Here is a 15,714-nt window from a genome sequence, read left to right as displayed (position 1 = left end):
TCACAGCCGCTCGCCCTCTTCCACCTCTGCTGCCACTGCTGCCACTGTTGCCGCTGCTGCCTCTGTTGCCTCCGTTGCCTCCGTTGCCTCTGCTGCCGCTTCTCCGGATTCCGCGGAGTCCGCGGCGTGCCTGGTGCGCCACAGCGCCGCGAACCTGCCGTCGGCGGCGAGCAGTTCGCCGGGCCTGCCGTGTTCGACGATCACACCGTCCTCCAGGACCGCGACGGCGTCGGCGCCGGCGACGGTCTCCAGGCGGTGCGCGATGACCAGGACCGTCCGGTCCGGCCGCTGCGTGCTGAGGGCGCGGCGTACCGCCTGCTCGGTGGCCGGGTCGGCGAACGAGGTCGCCTCGTCGAGGACCAGCACGGGGGTGTCGGCCAGCAACGCGCGGGCGAGCGCGAGCCGTTGGGCTTCGCCGCCCGACAGTCGTGCGTCCTCGCCGATCACCGTGTCGTAGCCGCGCGGCAGTTCGAGAATGCGGTCGTGGATGTTCGCCAGTCGGGCGGCGCGGACCACCTCGTCCGGGTGGGCGTCGGGCGCCGCCAGGGCGATGTTGTCCGCAACGGAGGCGCGCAGCAGGCGGACGTCCTGGAAGACGAAGGAGACGTGCCGGTACAGCTCCCGGCTGCTCAGCTCGCGCAGGTCGACGCCGCCCAGCCGGACCGAGCCGCTCGTGGGGTCGGCGAACCGCGGCAGCAGCTGGACCAGTGTGGACTTGCCGCCGCCCGACGGGCCGACGAGCGCGGTGACCGTTCCCGGCTCCAGCGTGAGATCCACGCCGCACAGGACGTCGTGGCCGGGTTCGTAGGCGAAGCGGACGCCGCGCAGCTCCACCCGGTGGCCGTGCGGCGCGACGGGGTTCGCCGGCTCCGGCAGCGGCGGCACCGCGAGCACGTCGCGGATGCGGCCGACGGCGCGGCGGGCGGCCTGCAGTTCGTCGAAGCCGTGGCCGAGCGCGGCCACCGGGGCGGTCAGGCCGATTCCCAGGAGAAGGAACGGCAGCAGGTCGGCCGGTGGCATGCCGCCGCCGGTGATCAGTGCCGCGCCGCCGATCAGGACGATCAGCAGCACGAACGGGGGCGACAGGGCGAGTTGCATCCCCGCGGCGATCGGGGAGATGCCGTGCACCCAGCGGCGGAAGGCTCCGACGAAGTCGTCGGCGGCATCGCGGAACGCGCGGTGGGCGCGCTCGCCGCCGCCGAATGCCTTGACCACCGCGATGCCCTGGACGAACTCCACGGCAGAGCTCCCGATCCGTGCCATCGCCGCGTCGAAGTCGGCCTGTTCGCGCAGGCGGGCCGGAGTCATCATCAGGGGCACCAGCGCCAGCGCCGTGACGACCGGGATCAGCGTGATCAGCGTCAGCCGCCAGTCCACGGCGAACAGGTAGACCAGGGAGATCAGCGGTACGACGAAGGCCGAGGCCAGCTCGCCGGGCGTGTGGGCGATGAACGGGTGCACCGCTCCGACGTCCTCACCCACGAGTTTGGCCAGCTCACCGCTGCGTCGGCGCGAGAGCCAGCCGATCGGCACCCGTCCGAGCCGCGCGGCCAGCCGGCGGCGTAGCGTCAACTGCACGCGCCCGTCGAGCAGATGACCGAATCCTGCCGAAGCTGCCGTGAACAGCAGCTTCACGAACAGGCCGGCCGCGCCCGCGACCACGACGAACCGGACATGGCCGGGGTCGATCGGCCCCGGCGCGAGCAGGGCCCGGCCCAGCTCGACGACCGCGAGCAGCGGCGCCAGCCCCGCCGCCGCGCCGATCACCTGCAGGCCGACGACGGCGGCGAAGCCCGCGGCGTACGGTCGCAGCGCCGCCGCCAGACCCCGCTCGCGCGGAAGCGGCTCCTGCGCGGGACGCGCGTCGTCCGGCGATCGCGTGAACTGGTGTCTCGCCTCGGCGAGTTCGTTGGTGGTCATCGCCCTCTCGTCCTCGTCAGCCCTGGGCGACCCTCAGGGATTCTTACGATGTAAGACAACGCGAGGGACGTTATACTTACGGCGTAAGAATCGTCAATCGGATCGCGCGGCGGCCGGAACGGAAAGCGAGGCGCCATGGCAGCCAACAGGGCCCGCGGGCAGCGCGCGGGGCTCACCCGGCAAGCAGTCCTGGAGGCGGCCCTACGGCTGGTCGACCGGGAAGGGCTGAAGGCCCTGTCCATGCGGCGGCTGGGCGCCGAACTGGGCGTGGAAGCGATGACCCTCTACCACCACGTACCGAACAAGACCGCCCTGCTCGACGGGGTCATCGAACAGGTCGTCGCCGAGGCCCTGCCCCCGCAGTTCGGCGCCGCCACCTGGCGGGCGGACCTGAGCGCCTATGCGCACGCGCTGACCTCCGCGCTGGACGCCCACCCGAACGCCGTGCCGCTGCTGCTCGCCCAACCCGCCATGACGCCCCGTCTCCTGGGGACGATGGAGGCGGTGGTGGGGATGCTGCACGAAGCGGGGTTCCCGCTGCCCAGGACGCTGGACGTCATGTACTCGCTGACCAGTTTCGTCGTCGGCCACGCCGCCGCGCAGGCGGGTGGGGTCGGCGGGGCCGACAGCATGGCCTCGCTGGACCCGGACACGTACCCGCTCCTGGTCGGCGCCGCGCGCGAGTCGGGCGACGACGCGGCCCGGGCCCGGTTCGACTTCGCACTCGACGCGCTGCTGACCGGATTCGAGCGCGAACTGGCCCGTGGCTGACAGCCCCGCCCCCTCGCCCTCCAGCCGACGCTCGGCCGGCGCGGACGAACGACCCGTGCCGCACAAGCACTCATCGTGCGGCACAGGCCGTCGTTCGGGTCACGTCACCGTCACCGGAGGTTCAGGAGGGGACGGTCACCGTCACGCCTCGCGACATGTCACGTTCGGTCACCGGGTACGGGGCTTCCCGGCGGCGTGGGCGTGGCGAACCACGTGGTGGACGTGCGCGAGATCAGCAGGACGAAGACGGCGACGCATCCGACGACGGCGAGAGCGGAGCTCAGGTAGACGGCGGAGTACGACCACTCGGGGTAGATCTCGTCGATCCTGGGGAACGGGTCCTCATATCGGACCCCGGCCAGGCTGTCCTTGAGTCTCTGCGAGTCCGCCGCGATCCGCCGCAACGTGGCCTGTGTCGTCATGCTCAGCAGGGCCCGGGCGGTGGCCAGCGGTGCGAGGAGCCCGACGGCGACGAGCGCGACCGTACGGGCCTTCGGCCGGGGCGACCCGATGGCGTGTGCGAGGGCGCCCAGGGCCGTCGCGATCGCCACGAGGGCTCCGACCACGATGACGGTCGGCCCCACGGCAGAACGCGGAAGCCGGGGAAGGGCCACGTCGGCGCCCCACTGGGAGGCGAGCCGCTGGAGGTCCCTCTCGTACGTGTCGAGCTGGTCCACGAGCGCGCGGTACGTCTGGATCTCCACCACGGCAGCCGCGATCGCGAGCAGGGCCATGCACAGCAGGACGACCATGGCGGCCGTGACGGCAACGGGCCGGCGTGTCCCCCGGGGCGTCCGGGGCGTCCGCGGTGGGTGACCGGGCGCGGGCGGGTAAGCCGGCGGCGGGTACGCGGGAGGGGGCGGGAGGGGGCGGACTGGATGCGGGGCAGGCACTGCGCGTGTGACAACCCACGGCTGCCCAGGGCGGTGGTCCGGCGGGTGCGGTGTGACCGCCGGCTGCCCAGGGCGGCGGTCCGGCAGGGGCGGTGTGGCCCACGGCTGCCCAGGACCTCGATCCGGCAGGGGTGGTGTGACCCACGGCTGCCCAGGACCGCGATCCGGCAGGCGGACTCGGAAGTACCCGTGCGCCGAGGGAAGAGCCAGAAGGGTGACCGAACCGGTGGTGAGCAGGAGCATCCCGACGGCCACGGTCCGGGTCATGCCCGCGTACCAGGGCACCGGCTCGTAGGCGTCGACGGCGAGCAGTCCCACGTTGAAGCAGACGGCCAGAGCACCGACGATCCAGGTGAGGACCCGGGCCGGGTTCTTCCCGCGTCCGTCGAGGAGAGCCAGGAGCAGGCAGACGGCGCCGAAGGCGATCGTCAGCACGGCGAACGCGGTCAGCGCGACCGCGGCGAGCGAGCCCGCCGTGCCGTCGCCCGCCTGCTCGCTCCGGTAGTGGCTGAACTCCGGGATGGCGAAGCACGTGCCGACCGCGGAGACGAGGGCCAGCGCCGCCACGCCGGCGAAGAGGTAGCTCGCGGCGAGCACGGTGCCCGGAGCCGCCGGCGGCCGTTCCTGACGTGCTGTGGTCATCGGACCGCTCCCGTCGGCTCGGCCGCCCGGCGGCGGCGCAGGAGAACGGCGCCGGCGGTGAGCCAGCCGAGCAGAGGCAGGGCCGCCAGGGCGTGGAACCATGGGTTCGATGTCGCCGGTACGGGTCGGGCGTACGCCTCGGGCAGTGGCTTGGAGCTGGTGAGGCCGCCGAGCCAGACCTCGCGGCCGGTCCCCGTCGGCGCGTGCAGCGCGTTGCGCGTCGAAGTCGCCAGCCCGGGATGGCGCTTCGCGAAGGCGGCGGCGGTCAGCCGGTTCTGGTCGATCCGGGTGAAGTCCACGCCGCCGTAGACGTAGGTGCTGGTGTAGATGTAACGGCCCTTCGTGGTCCGGTGCCTGACCTTGAACTCGCCGTTCTTGTACGACTGGACGTAGCGGTCGAAGACCTCCCGGGGCGTCCACTTCTCCCGCGACGCCCAGCGGCTGATGTCGCCCTTGCCGATGACGTCGGAGTACGCGGTGTGCTTGGTGGCGCCGCGCTTGCGGAACCACTCGGCGGCGACCCGGCTCGCGTAGACCCGGCGCAGATCGGCGTACTCGGGCGCGGAGTTCACCGCCTTCCGGACCTGCGGCAGGATCGTCGTGCGGTAGAGGGACTCGTTGTGCGCGGTGGTGGCCTTGTCCTGGAGGGGACATCCGTTGGCGCCCGCGACACCCGCGGCCTTGACGACGTCCGATTCCATCTTCACCTGCAACGGTGCGTCCAGGATGTACAGTTCGTCGCCGTTCTCGCGGACCGTGGCCGTGTCGGGCACGATCCACTGGCGCATCTGCAGGCATTTGGTCTTGCCCCGCAGCGATTCCCAGAACTTCTTGCCGCCGGGGGTGTCGGGGTGGATGAACTTCGCGACCGACTTCTTCATGGCCAGGTCCGCTTCCAGCAGCACCCGTCCGGCGTCGGTCCTGCCGAACCTGGCGTCGATGATCCGGTCGGGCTCGTCCGGGTTGAGGTTCACGGTGAAGGCGGTCGGCGGCAGCGCCAGCCAGACGAAGAACGAGTCCGAGGCGAGCCGGGCCGCACGTCGCCCCCCGAAGGACTGCCGGCCGGTGGTCACTCGGTCGGCCTTGAACGCGTACTCCACGCCGGAGCCGTTGTGGTAGGTGTCGGAGACGTAACGCAGTTCGAGCGTGGAGAAGTCGACACCGCCGAGGTCGGGCTGGGTGACCGCCGGGACGTCACCGTCCGCGGCGAGGTTCTCGGTGTGCCAGTCCTGGATCAGCCCGGTCCGGATCGCCTGCTGCAGCGAGTCGGGAGAGGCCTCGACGGCCTCGGTCATCGGGCTGTCGGCGGGCAGCTGGCCGGGCGCGGCAAGGACGTCCGGGACGGCCGCGTCACCGGCCGGTCCGCCCTGCGGCCCGCCGGGCGGGGTGGTGGGCGCCGGGGCGGCGGCCCCGCCGTCGGGGCTGGGGGCCGGCGAGCCGTTCAGGGAGCCGGGCGGCACTTTCTGCCCGACCGCGGGAAAGTACCGGACGTCGACCTGGACGCGGTGCTTCGCCGCCAGCTTCTCGATCATCGTGACCGATTCCGGGGTGGGCCGCTCGCCGAACACGACGATCACCCGGCAGCCGGTCGCCTTGGCGATCTTCATCAGGTCCTGGAACTGCTTCCGGCCCTCCTTGGTGTCGACGTCCTTGCCGGACTTGATCTCGAGGATGACCTTGAGCCTCTCGAAGTCCGCCGCGTCGAGCGGGCGGTCCTTCTTGTGCAGCCGCAGGCGCGCGAGCAGCGGGAGGAGCTTCCGGGGCACCCGCTGGCCGAAGCGCCAGTGGCCCTCCGGGTTCAGTCCCTCCTTCTCGACGTACTCGGTCCGGACCAGGGGCTCGAACGCCGCGCCCTTGCGCTTGCTGTTGAAGGCGTTCACGTACCCCGTGCGCCATTCCTTCCAGTCCGGTACCGAGCTGCCCTCCTTCTGCACCTTCCAGTGCGCGAACATGAAGTTCGTGGTGGCCCAGGTGTATTGGTCCGGGGCTCCGATGCCCTTCAGCACCTGCTCCGAGGGCTCGGGGACCGAACCGAGCACGCCGGGTTCGTTGAAGACGATCTTCTCGAACCGCGCGCGGAACTTGTCCCAGGTCGTGCCCTTCTTGCTGTACGTCTTCCAGCGCGCGAACAGGTGCTCCCGCGTGCCTCGGGTGTAGTTCTTCTTGTCCCCGATCGGGGCGAGGTCCGCCTGCGTGGGCTCGGGGACGGTGTGGAGTGCGTCGGCGCTCTCGTACGTGTACACGCCCCTGGAGTGCGTGTCCTGCGTCGGCTCGACGCCCGGGAGCGGGAAGTCCTCGGCCGCCGCGGCGGTCGGCGCGGACGGGCCGGCGAGGCCCGCCAGGGTGACCAGTGTCAGGCCCGCCGCAAGGGCGAGCGTACGGATCCGGAGCATCGACTCGGTCATGCTGATCCCTTCGCTGGATGGGAACGTCCATGAGCGCGTCCATGAGCGCGTCCATACGTGCGTCCATGAGCGCGTCCGCGGACGGCGGTCCGCGTGCTACCTCTGGCACGAGGCGATGATCAGGAACAGGAAGAACGCGACGCCGAGCACCGGAAGGCAGCCGGGCGAGTGGGGGTTCTTTCTGTTGACCTCGACGCTGCCGCCGGGAAGGAGTCCGGGGTGGCGGTCGGCGTAGTGCGCGATCGCCAGGTCCTCGGCCTCGGATTCGGTGCTCCAGCGGGTGGAGAACCCGCATTCGCCGCACCGGTAGCGGAATGCCATGTGTCGACTCCTAGTCGCGCGATCGGACGGGGCGGGGCGCGGCAACGGCGCCCCGCGAACGCGCCGGCCGGGTTCGCGGGGGCGCCGCCACTGCCGCGCCGAAGGGATGGATCCACCGGGTCAGGGGCTCGGTACGGTGTCCTTGCACAGGGCCGTGTCGAGGAGGGCGTGGAACTTGCCGTCCGGTCGGTTGACCTGGAACAGCACGTTGGTCATGACGGATGCGTGCCGGCCGTCCTCGGTGACGAGGGTCTGCGAGAAGTAGCCCGGCACTCCGCCGCTGTGGCCCCAGGCCACGGCGCCGCAGGAGAGCGTGAACTTGCCGAGGCCGAGGCCGAGGCCCATGCCGCTGTCGCCGCCGGTCCCGGGTTCGGCCTCCCAGATCTTCTGCATCTCGGCCAGGCTCGCGGCCGAGACGACCTTGCCCGCGAGCAGCGCCTGGTTGAACGTGGTGAGGTCCTTCAGCGTGGAGATGATCGCGCCGGCGCTGCTGTAGAGGGACGGGTCGTAGGTGAGGGCCGGGGTCCAGAAGTAGAAGCCTCCGACCCGGACGCCGTGGTAGCCGTTGACGGCGGGGGTGGGCAGGGCGCGGTCGCCGGGGGCGGGGAAGACGGTCCGGGTCAGGCCGAGCGGCTTGATGACGCGGTCCGTGATGGCCTGATGCACCGGCTGCTGGGTCACCTTCTCGATGAGCATGCCGAGGACGAGGTAGTTGGTGTTGGAGTACGTGATGCCGGCGCCGGGTGCGGAGACCGGCGGCCGGCTCAGGCCCTTGCGCACTGATTCGGCCAGGTCGTACGTGCCGTCCGGGTTGGCCTTGGGGGTCTCGGTGACCGGGTACGGGTTGTAGGCGGCGAAGCCGCTGGTGTGCTGGAGCAGGTGGCGCACGGTGACGCGGGTGCCGTCGTAGCCGTTGCCGGTGACGACGCCGGGCAGGTGGTCCGCGATGGGGGCCTCCAGTGCGACCTTGCCCTCGTCGACGAGTTGCAGGACCACCGCCGCGGTGAAGGTCTTGGTCTGGCTGCCGATGCGGAAGTGCTCGTCGGCCTGGATGGGGCGGTTGGCGTTGACGGTGCCCGTGCCGGCGGACAGCGTCCAGGAGCCCCGGGCGTCCCCCGCGTGGACCGCCGCGCCCGGGCCCGCTTCCGCCTGGAACGCCTTGAGAGCCGCGAGGGTGGCCGGGTGGTCGTCCGCGGCCGTCCCGGCGTACGCCGCCGGGCTCGACAGCGTCAGCAGGGCCGCGCATGCGGCGCCGACGACGACGGGAAGGCGCTTTGCGGAACGTTTGATCGCCATGGTGTGTGTTCTCCTCGCTCGGTGAAAGGCCGCTGTGTCGTCGTCAGTTCGTCGCGGACGCGGCGAAGGCCGCTTCCAGGCGCGGGACGTAGTCCGCGAACGCGGGTGCCCAGCAGCCGTAGTTGTGGCCGCCGTCGCAACTGGGCGAGAGGGACGTACCGTTGGTGTAGTTGACGAGGCGGCTGGGGATGCCGATCCGGTCCAGACGGGCCTTGACGGTGGCGGCGGCCCTCGCGGTGTTGGCGTCGATCACGCCCTGGTCGCCGGTGTAGAGGGTGATCTTCGTGTCGGCGAGCTTGGACAGGTTCGCCGGAGCAGCGGGGTCGTACGCGTTCCAGATGCGGTCGGCGCCGAACACCGGGTACGGGGAGCCGAAGATGGCGTCGCTGTCGACGTACGGGCCGTAGCCGGTGCACGTACCGCTGCCGGAGGTGCTGGAGGAGTTGCTCACCGCGCACCAGGCGCCGGTGAGGTTGAGCTCGGTGGCGAGGACGGCGGCGCGCACCTCGGCCATGCCGAAGTCGATCCCGCCGGACAGCGAGGCGGCGTGGCCGAACAGGTCCGGCCGGGCCTGGGCGTAGTGCAGCGCGCCGGAGCCGCCCATGGACAGACCGGCGACGGCTCGCTGCGTCCGGTTCGGGACGGTGCGCAGGTTGGCGTCGATGAACGGGACCACCTGCTCGAGGTGGAACGTCTGCCAATTGGCCTTGCCGACCGCGGTGTTCTGCATGAGCCAGTTGGCATACCAGCCCTTGAGCCCGCCGTCCGGGACGACGGTGATCATCTTGTCGGAGCGCAGGGCGGGGGCGGCCGCCGCGTCGTCCACGTTGCCGCCGCCTCCGTGCAGGAAGTACGTCACGGGCCAGCGCTTGTCCGGCTGGGCCGCGTATCCGCTCGGCAGGAAGATGCGGATCCTGTGCGGGCCGGCGACCTGCGGTGTGGTCACGGTGATCGTGAAGTCGGTGCTGGAGCGCACCTCGGTCGCGGCATCGACCTGTGTCAGCCCGAAGCCGTCGGCGAAGTCCGGTATCGGGGGCGGCGTCTCGGCCCGTGCGGCGGGACCCATGAGCGCGGTCAGCCCCAGGGCCGCGAGGAGCGCGGCGGCGGTACGAAGCCGGCGAGGCAGTGGTGATCTCATCGTCCGTGTCTCCATGCTCGTGATGTGACCGGCGAGGCCGCCGGCTCGACCACCATGGAGTTTTCGCAGCTCAGACAACAGGCCAGACGACCGGCCATACGTGACCGGTCGTCGCGCTACGCTCGGGGCTGCCGCCGTACCCGTACGACGTGGGAGCCGAATTGACGGACGAACTGGGCACGCTGCTGCGCCGCTTACGCAAGCGGGCGCGACTCACCCAGGAGCAGTTGGCGGAGCGGTCCACGGTGAGCGTGCGCACCATTCGCAGACTGGAGACCGGCAAGTCGGCCGACCACCGGATGACGACCCTGCACCTGCTGGCGGACGCTCTCGGTGTCGACGCGGAGGAACGACGGCAGCTCACCGATTCATGGAGCGGGCCGGCGTCGGACGTTCCGTCCGGTGGGGCGGAGCGGCGGGGCGGGGCGTCGGCCGGCGTGTCGGGCGGGGCGACGGTGGGTGCGTCGGGCGGTGAGAGGGGGGCCGTATCGGGCGGTGAGACGGCGGTTGCATCGGGCGGTGCAGCGGCGGTCGCATCGGACGAGCAGTCCGTCGTCCCGCCTCCCCCCTCCCCGCCGGCTGCTCCGCAGGTACCTCCGGCCGTCGCCGCGACCGTCGCCGCGACCGTCGCCCCAGCCGTCCCCATGCCGCGCTCCCCCACGCCCGTCCTCGCGGACGCAGCCGCGTCGCTGGCCAGTGAGGTCGGGCGTCGCTGGCGACGCGAGGAGGGGCAGCGACGCGTCCACGATCCGTTTCCGCTGCCCGTACGGTGGCAGCCGCTCGCCCGCGAGTTGACGGACCATCCGGAGAACGTCCAGCGTCTGCAACCGGGCCACGTGGCCGACGGCCTGGACCTGACCGGCGACGTACGGAGCGTCGTCGACACCTACCGGAGCATCGCGTCCGGCAGGCTGGTGATCATCGGGCGGGCGGGCTCGGGCAAGTCGATCCTGGCCATCAGGTTCGCCCTCGACCTCCTCGCCGCCCCGGAGGCTCCCGCCAGGGTTCCGGTGATCTTCAGCCTCGGCTCCTGGGACCCGGCGGCCACCACGTTCCGGGACTTCCTGATCGACCGGCTGCTCCAGGACCACCCCCACCTGGCCCGCCGGGTCGCCAGCGGGTCCACGCTGGCCGCCGCGCTGGTGGACGCCGATCTGATCCTGCCGGTCCTCGACGGCTTCGACGAGATCGCCGAGGGGCTGCGCGGACCGGCGCTCGACGCCCTCAACGCCACGTCCCTCCCGCTGGTCCTGACCAGCCGCCGGGACGAGTACGCGCGCGCGGTCCGGGCAGCGCACACCCCCCTCGTATGGGCCGCCGGCATCGAACTCACCGACCTCACGGTCGAGGACCTCGCCGCCTACCTGCCCCGGGCCGACCGGTCCGTCCCCGCCGACACCGACACCGACACCGGCACCGGTCGCGCGGGAACGTGGGACGCGGTCCTCGACCGGTTACGGAGCGGCGACGCGCCGGAGAACGTCCGCCTCGCCGAGGTGCTGCGCACCCCCCTCATGGTCGTCCTGGCGCGGACGCTGTACAGCGAGGTACCGGGGAAGGACCCGGCGGAGCTGCTCGACGCCGCACGGTTTCCCACGACGAGCCACCTCGAGGAGCATCTGCTGGCCGGCTTCGTCCCGGCGGTCTACCAGTACCGCGCTCCGGAACGGAACGACGACGGCACCAGGCAGCGGAACTGGGACCCGGACCGGTCCGAGCGCTGGCTCGGCTATCTGGCCCACAGCCTGACCCAGGGCGCGTCCGAGCGGCGGGACCTCGCCTGGTGGAGGCTCGGCCACACGCTGCGGGTCCCGTCGCGCATCGTGTACGTCACGCTGGTGTGCGCGCTGTGCATGGCCGTGGCCACCTGGCTCGTGCAGCTGCTCGCCCTCCCCTCGGGCGCCCTCGGACCGATGCGGGTGGAAACCGTGTTCCTGCAGGGAGCGCTGGTCGGGCTGCTCACCGGCGTCGCCTTCGGCCTCGCGTACTCCCTCCTGAACGCGTTCCGCCGGACGGATGCAGTCCCGTCCCGGGTACGGCTCCGGCTGCCGGCGGCGGACCGCCGGATCGGAGGACGGCCGGTCCGTGCGTTCACGGTCCGCTTCGGGTTCATGATGCTGGGCGGCTCCGTGCTGGGGGTCGGGTACGCCTGGGCGGTCGCGCTGCTGCGGGCGCTGGACTACGGGCTCCCCCGGTCGGACACCGCGTTGGTCAGGGACGCGCTCGTCAACATGCTGCTCTTCGCGCTGATCTTCGGCCTGTCGTCCGGGCTGGTCTTCGGGATCCTGGCGGCGTTCGAGGCCCCCATGGACATCACCGCCGCGGCCACTCCGCTCCGGATGCTGTCCGTCAACCGCGCGACCGTGGGCCAGCAGTTCCTCGTGCTCGTACCGATGCTCACCGCCGGGATCGCCCTCTGCGGGTACGTCGTGACCGACCTGCTCCAGGACCTGGTCGGCCCACTGCTCTGGCCGCTGGAGGGCGCGCTGCTCATCGGGGCGGTCGCCGGGTTGGGCGGCTCGACGTCGTACGTGTTCGCCTTCACGGCGTGGGGGCAGTGGCTGACGCTGTCCCGGGTCTGGCTGCCGCTCACCGGCAAGCTCCCCTGGGACACGGTCGCCTTCCTCGAAGACGCCTACCGCCGCGGCGTCCTACGGCAGGCGGGCGCCGTCTACCAGTTCCGCCACATCCGACTCCAACGCCACCTGGCCCACACCTACCGTCACCGTCACGGGCACGGTTCGCACGGCGCCTCCCCGTCAAAGGAGCCTGCGGCGTCCCGTCTCCCCTCTTGACCGGCGGTACGGAGCGGCATCGCCTCCCTGCCGCTCGGCGGTGCCGCACTGCCCCGCGCCGTCAGTCGACTCGTTGGGCCAGTACCTGGCCCGGCCAGGAACCGGACAGAAATGGGTCGGTGGGGGTGAAGCCGTTGCGCTCGTAGAAGGCGACGAGTTCGCCCCCGCCGCCTGCCCAGCAGTCCACCCGAAGCAGGTCCACGCCGGCGCGCCGCGTCTCCTCGACGGCATGGGCCAGCAGCGCCGCCCCGATGCCACGTCCGGCGAGCTGTCGGTCGGAGACCAGCAGTCGGACGTAGCGCTCGGGTTCCTCCGCCGGCGCGATCGGCATCTGCGGACTGGGCCCGGAGTCCAACACGAGGGCACCGACGGGTGTGCCGTCCAACTCTGCGATGTAGGGGGTGTTCTCGGTCATGTACCGCTCGACCCGTGCCACCCCGCCGGGCTTCTGCGAGTACGGTGTCGTGCCCCACTGCTCGGTGTTGCCTCGTGCGTTCATCCAGGCCACGGCGGAGTCGAGCATGTCCAGAATGGCCGGTGCGTCGGCCAGGCCGCCCGGGCGGATTCGTATGCCGCGTGTCGTGTCGTTCACGGCGGAAGCTTAGGACGTCCCCTTCCCGAGGTCTTCGGCCGCGACGACCACTGTTCGACGGCCGGCCGGCGGGACGTCAGGCGGGCAGGGCGTGCAGTTGCTTGCCGTGGAGGGCGAAGACGTGCTTGCCGTCGGTGGCCACGAGCCAGGAGTGGAAGTCGCCGGAGCCGTCGTTGAACGTCCAGCGCAGGGCGCCGGTCTTCGCGTCGAAGGCGTGAATGCCTCCGCGCTGGTCGAGGTCGGAGGCTCCGTAGAGGGTGCCGCCGACCTTGACGAAATGCCGGGGCACCGGCGCGCCCGCGTCCGCGAGACCCTTGGCCTGCCAGATCTTCTTTCCGCTGAGGGGATCGAGGGCCCAGAGCGTCTTGCCGCTGTCCGCCGTGTAGAGCACGTCGTCCACGACGGTCGGTTCCTTGAAGGAGTCGAACCGCTCCGCCTGCACCGTCCACTTCTCCGCCCCGTCCGCCAGGTTGAAGGCCTTGAGGTCGCGGCCCTGCGGGACGACCACCAGGTCCTGGTGGACGGCGAACACGCCGTAGTTCGTCTTCGTCGTCTTGTGCGTCCACACCTGCCGGCCCGTGGCGGTGTCCCGGACCGTGAGGTTCTTCTTGAAGTCGGTGTAGACCAGGTGGCGGCCCCGGACCGCGGCGTGAACGCCCGTCTGCTCGGTGCCCAGGTCCCGCTGTTCCTTCCACACCACCTTGCCGGTGCGGCTGTTCAGCGCCGCGATCACATTGGTGTGGGAGGAGCCGTCCTTCTCCAGGATCTCGGCGATGACGTACACCTGCTTGTCGTCCACCGCGATGGGCCGCGGCTGCCGGTACTCCTTGCCCAGGCGGCTGCGCCAGGTCTCCTTGCCGGAAGCGGGGTCGTACCCGGCGACAGTGCCGTCGAACTTGCCGCTGGCCAGGTACAGGGTGCCGTTGCCGAGCAGCAGGGGCGCGCCGGGGGTCGCGCCGTCCGGAAGCGACCACCGCTGCGCGCCGTCGGCCCCGCCGAGGGCGGTGAGCGGCTCGCCACTGGCGATGACCACGCCCGCCGTGGCGACGAGTTCGTCGTTGTCTCCGAACGTCATGGCGGTGGTCTGCTTCGTCCACACCGGTTTGGGCGCCCGTCCGTCCACGGGGGCGGCGCTCTTCGAGGGCGTACCGCCTCCGGAGCCCGCGCCGTCGGGCACGTCCTCCGCGCGGCAGCCGACCGCTCCCGCTCCCAGAACCGCCAGCGCGAGCCCGCCGCCGGCCAGCCGAAGCGCCTGACGCCGGGAGGCTCTGCCGTCGAATGCGCCATTCCTCTTGGACATGTCGTACCCCCGTGGAGTTGCTCGATCAGAAGACGGACAGACCTGCCGCACACGTGTGCGGGCCTGCGAGCAGGCACGCTAGCCGCCCGGCGGTGGCATCGGGCTCGACGGTGCGCGCCGGGGACGAGACCGTGAACCAATCGAGACACCGACTGTCGCGGGCTCCGTCGGGTACGGGCCTTCACCGAGCCCGTGCCCCGGAGGCGTCACCTGGCTCGACGCCGGGCCGGGGCGCTGACGTCCGCCTCGTGCGGCGCGTAGAGTGGGTGCGGGCGCGGCGCGATCATGAGGAGTCTGTCTTGACCGCGGTCAGCCTTGAGCACGCCACCGTCCCCGCCGACAGTGGGGAGGTCACCCTCCTGATAGCCCGGAGAGTGGATCCCGGCCACGAGGTCGCCTTCGAGCGGTGGGCGAGGGGCATTCTCGACACGGCGGCACAGTTTCCCGGGCACCTCGGGTACGGGTTCTTCCGTTCCTCCGGCGGTGACGCCCCCTGGTTCCTCGTCCACCGCTTCCGGGACGCGGAGGCGTGCCGGATCTGGCAGGAGTCGCCGGAGCGCGCCGCCTGGTTCGCCGACTGCGCCGGGCACCATCACACCGAGATCGCCCGCCGGCAGCTGACCGGCATGGAGACGTGGTTCGCCGAGCCGGGGTCCACCCGGCCCGCGCCGCCCCGGTGGAAGATGGCGATCAGCGCGACGCTGGCCATCTACCCTATCTCGGTCCTCGGCAGCCTCTTCCTCCTGCCCCACCTGACCACGCTCCCCCTCCTTGTCAGCAGCGCGGTCGTGGCCTGCGTCTTCAACGTGCTCATGACCTACGTGGCGATGCCGGCCGTCAGCAGACTGCTGCGGGGCTGGCTGACCCCGTAGGCGGCCCGGACGTCCCGCGCCGCGTCCGGAGTCACTCGTAGCGCAGGCGCAGCGACTCCCGTTCGGCTTCCTCGATCTGGGCGATGGTCAGGTCCGGCAGGTTCAGCTGGGACAGTGTCACTTCGGCGCTCGTCGGCTGGGCGTCGGCGGGGATCCACCGTTCCGGTTGCCAGGCGTTGCCGCGCATCAGCGACTTCGGGCAGTGCGGGTAGACCTGTTCGACCTCCACCACGATCGCCGTGACCGGCGGTTTGCCCACGGGCGTGAGCTGGGCCAGCAGTTCGGGGCGCGCGGAGACGCAGGCGCGGCCGTTGACGCGGAGGGTGGTCGGGCGGCCGGGTATGAGGAAGAGGAGGCCGACGCGGCCGGTCTCCAGCACGTTGTGCATGGTGTCGAGCCGCTTGTTGCCGGTCGCGTCGGGGATGACCAGGGTCCGTTCGTCCAGGACCGAGACGAATCCGGCCGGGCCGCCGCGCGGTGTCACGTCCGCCCGGCCCTCGGCGTCCGCGCTGCCGATGAACACCAGCGAGGAGCAGCCGATCAGCGCCCGGGTCTCCTCGGTCAGGCGGTCGATCTCCTTGCGGAGCGCGTGCGGGTTCGGCTGCGGGTAGAGCTCGCGCAGCTGGTCCGGGCTGGTGAGGGCGTCCGCCCGGAGGGCTTCGAAGAGCGGGCCGCCGGCCGCCCCAGTGTTGATCATCATATGGTGACCCTAGAAGCTGACCCGGGTGGAATCGAGGCCCCTCGGTCGCCGGGCCGGTCGGTCCGCGCG

At 71.5% G+C, this 15,714-nt stretch carries 12 protein-coding genes; 3 read left to right on the top strand and 9 right to left on the bottom strand.

The window, feature by feature from the left end:
• The gene (locus ACNJ93_RS29330) at positions 1-1,920 is read right to left on the bottom strand and encodes an ABC transporter ATP-binding protein (RefSeq protein ID WP_418960476.1); all 1,920 of its coding nucleotides are present in this window, start codon (positions 1,918-1,920) and stop codon (positions 1-3) included.
• Between the two features lie 135 nt (positions 1,921-2,055).
• Between ACNJ93_RS29330 and ACNJ93_RS29325 the strand changes: the two genes are divergently transcribed.
• Positions 2,056-2,691: a TetR/AcrR family transcriptional regulator C-terminal domain-containing protein gene (locus ACNJ93_RS29325; protein WP_418960475.1), complete on the top strand. Its 636-nt coding sequence runs from the start codon at positions 2,056-2,058 to the stop codon at positions 2,689-2,691.
• Positions 2,692-2,849: 158 nt separating this feature from the next.
• Here ACNJ93_RS29325 and ACNJ93_RS29320 read toward each other — a convergent pair whose 3' ends face one another.
• The 5 genes from ACNJ93_RS29320 to ACNJ93_RS29300 form a co-directional block, all read right to left on the bottom strand.
• Positions 2,850-4,226, bottom strand: coding sequence for a hypothetical protein (locus ACNJ93_RS29320; RefSeq protein WP_418960474.1), 1,377 nt, complete (start codon positions 4,224-4,226; stop codon positions 2,850-2,852).
• On the bottom strand, positions 4,223-6,631 hold the full coding sequence (locus tag ACNJ93_RS29315) for a hypothetical protein (protein ID WP_418960473.1): 2,409 nt from the start codon (positions 6,629-6,631) through the stop codon (positions 4,223-4,225). The genes ACNJ93_RS29320 and ACNJ93_RS29315 overlap by 4 nt, the downstream gene beginning before the upstream one ends.
• A 96-nt stretch (positions 6,632-6,727) precedes the next feature.
• On the bottom strand, positions 6,728-6,952 hold the full coding sequence (locus ACNJ93_RS29310) for a hypothetical protein (protein ID WP_418960472.1): 225 nt from the start codon (positions 6,950-6,952) through the stop codon (positions 6,728-6,730).
• Positions 6,953-7,072: 120 nt separating this feature from the next.
• Complete coding sequence (locus tag ACNJ93_RS29305) at positions 7,073-8,248, bottom strand: serine hydrolase domain-containing protein (RefSeq protein ID WP_418960471.1); 1,176 nt, start codon at positions 8,246-8,248, stop codon at positions 7,073-7,075.
• Between the two features lie 43 nt (positions 8,249-8,291).
• On the bottom strand, positions 8,292-9,386 hold the full coding sequence (locus tag ACNJ93_RS29300; protein ID WP_418960470.1) for an alpha/beta hydrolase: 1,095 nt from the start codon (positions 9,384-9,386) through the stop codon (positions 8,292-8,294).
• A 149-nt stretch (positions 9,387-9,535) separates the two neighbouring features.
• Between ACNJ93_RS29300 and ACNJ93_RS29295 the strand changes: the two genes are divergently transcribed.
• Positions 9,536-12,181, top strand: coding sequence for a helix-turn-helix domain-containing protein (locus ACNJ93_RS29295; RefSeq protein ID WP_418960469.1), 2,646 nt, complete (start codon positions 9,536-9,538; stop codon positions 12,179-12,181).
• A gap of 61 nt (positions 12,182-12,242) precedes the next feature.
• Here the strand turns inward: ACNJ93_RS29295 and ACNJ93_RS29290 are convergent, their stop codons facing one another.
• Together ACNJ93_RS29290 and ACNJ93_RS29285 are read right to left on the bottom strand one after the other, a co-directional pair.
• On the bottom strand, positions 12,243-12,773 hold the full coding sequence (locus tag ACNJ93_RS29290) for a GNAT family N-acetyltransferase (protein ID WP_418960468.1): 531 nt from the start codon (positions 12,771-12,773) through the stop codon (positions 12,243-12,245).
• 76 nt (positions 12,774-12,849) lie between these two features.
• Positions 12,850-14,073 carry a PQQ-binding-like beta-propeller repeat protein gene (locus ACNJ93_RS29285; RefSeq protein ID WP_418960467.1) on the bottom strand — a complete coding sequence of 408 codons (1,224 nt, stop codon included), beginning with the start codon at positions 14,071-14,073 and terminating at the stop codon, positions 12,850-12,852.
• Between the two features lie 299 nt (positions 14,074-14,372).
• Here ACNJ93_RS29285 and ACNJ93_RS29280 point away from each other — a divergent pair, with 299 nt between their 5' ends.
• Positions 14,373-14,945 (top strand): antibiotic biosynthesis monooxygenase, encoded by a 573-nt coding sequence (locus ACNJ93_RS29280; protein WP_418960466.1) that lies wholly within the window; start codon positions 14,373-14,375, stop codon positions 14,943-14,945.
• 31 nt (positions 14,946-14,976) lie between these two features.
• On the opposite strand, the gene ACNJ93_RS29275 is transcribed toward ACNJ93_RS29280, so the two are convergent.
• Complete coding sequence (locus ACNJ93_RS29275; protein WP_418960465.1) at positions 14,977-15,645, bottom strand: MSMEG_1061 family FMN-dependent PPOX-type flavoprotein; 669 nt, start codon at positions 15,643-15,645, stop codon at positions 14,977-14,979.
• Between the last annotated feature and the right edge of the window lie 69 nt (positions 15,646-15,714).

The organism is Streptomyces tritici (genome assembly GCF_048500665.1).
GTDB lineage: Bacteria > Actinomycetota > Actinomycetes > Streptomycetales > Streptomycetaceae > Streptomyces > Streptomyces tritici.
The sequence above is the reverse complement of the archived record's forward strand: the minus strand, read 5'-3'. Positions and strand labels throughout refer to the sequence as shown.

Coding starts and splice junctions, on each gene's coding strand:
- ACNJ93_RS29300 (WP_418960470.1), bottom strand. CDS start 9,386: ATGAGATCACCACTGCCTCGCCGGCTTCGTACCGCCGCCGCGCTCCTC.
- ACNJ93_RS29310 (WP_418960472.1), bottom strand. CDS start 6,952: ATGGCATTCCGCTACCGGTGCGGCGAATGCGGGTTCTCCACCCGCTGG.
- ACNJ93_RS29305 (WP_418960471.1), bottom strand. CDS start 8,248: ATGGCGATCAAACGTTCCGCAAAGCGCCTTCCCGTCGTCGTCGGCGCC.
- ACNJ93_RS29285 (WP_418960467.1), bottom strand. CDS start 14,073: ATGTCCAAGAGGAATGGCGCATTCGACGGCAGAGCCTCCCGGCGTCAG.
- ACNJ93_RS29315 (WP_418960473.1), bottom strand. CDS start 6,631: ATGACCGAGTCGATGCTCCGGATCCGTACGCTCGCCCTTGCGGCGGGC.
- ACNJ93_RS29275 (WP_418960465.1), bottom strand. CDS start 15,645: ATGATGATCAACACTGGGGCGGCCGGCGGCCCGCTCTTCGAAGCCCTC.
- ACNJ93_RS29330 (WP_418960476.1), bottom strand. CDS start 1,920: ATGACCACCAACGAACTCGCCGAGGCGAGACACCAGTTCACGCGATCG.
- ACNJ93_RS29325 (WP_418960475.1), top strand. CDS start 2,056: ATGGCAGCCAACAGGGCCCGCGGGCAGCGCGCGGGGCTCACCCGGCAA.
- ACNJ93_RS29320 (WP_418960474.1), bottom strand. CDS start 4,226: ATGACCACAGCACGTCAGGAACGGCCGCCGGCGGCTCCGGGCACCGTG.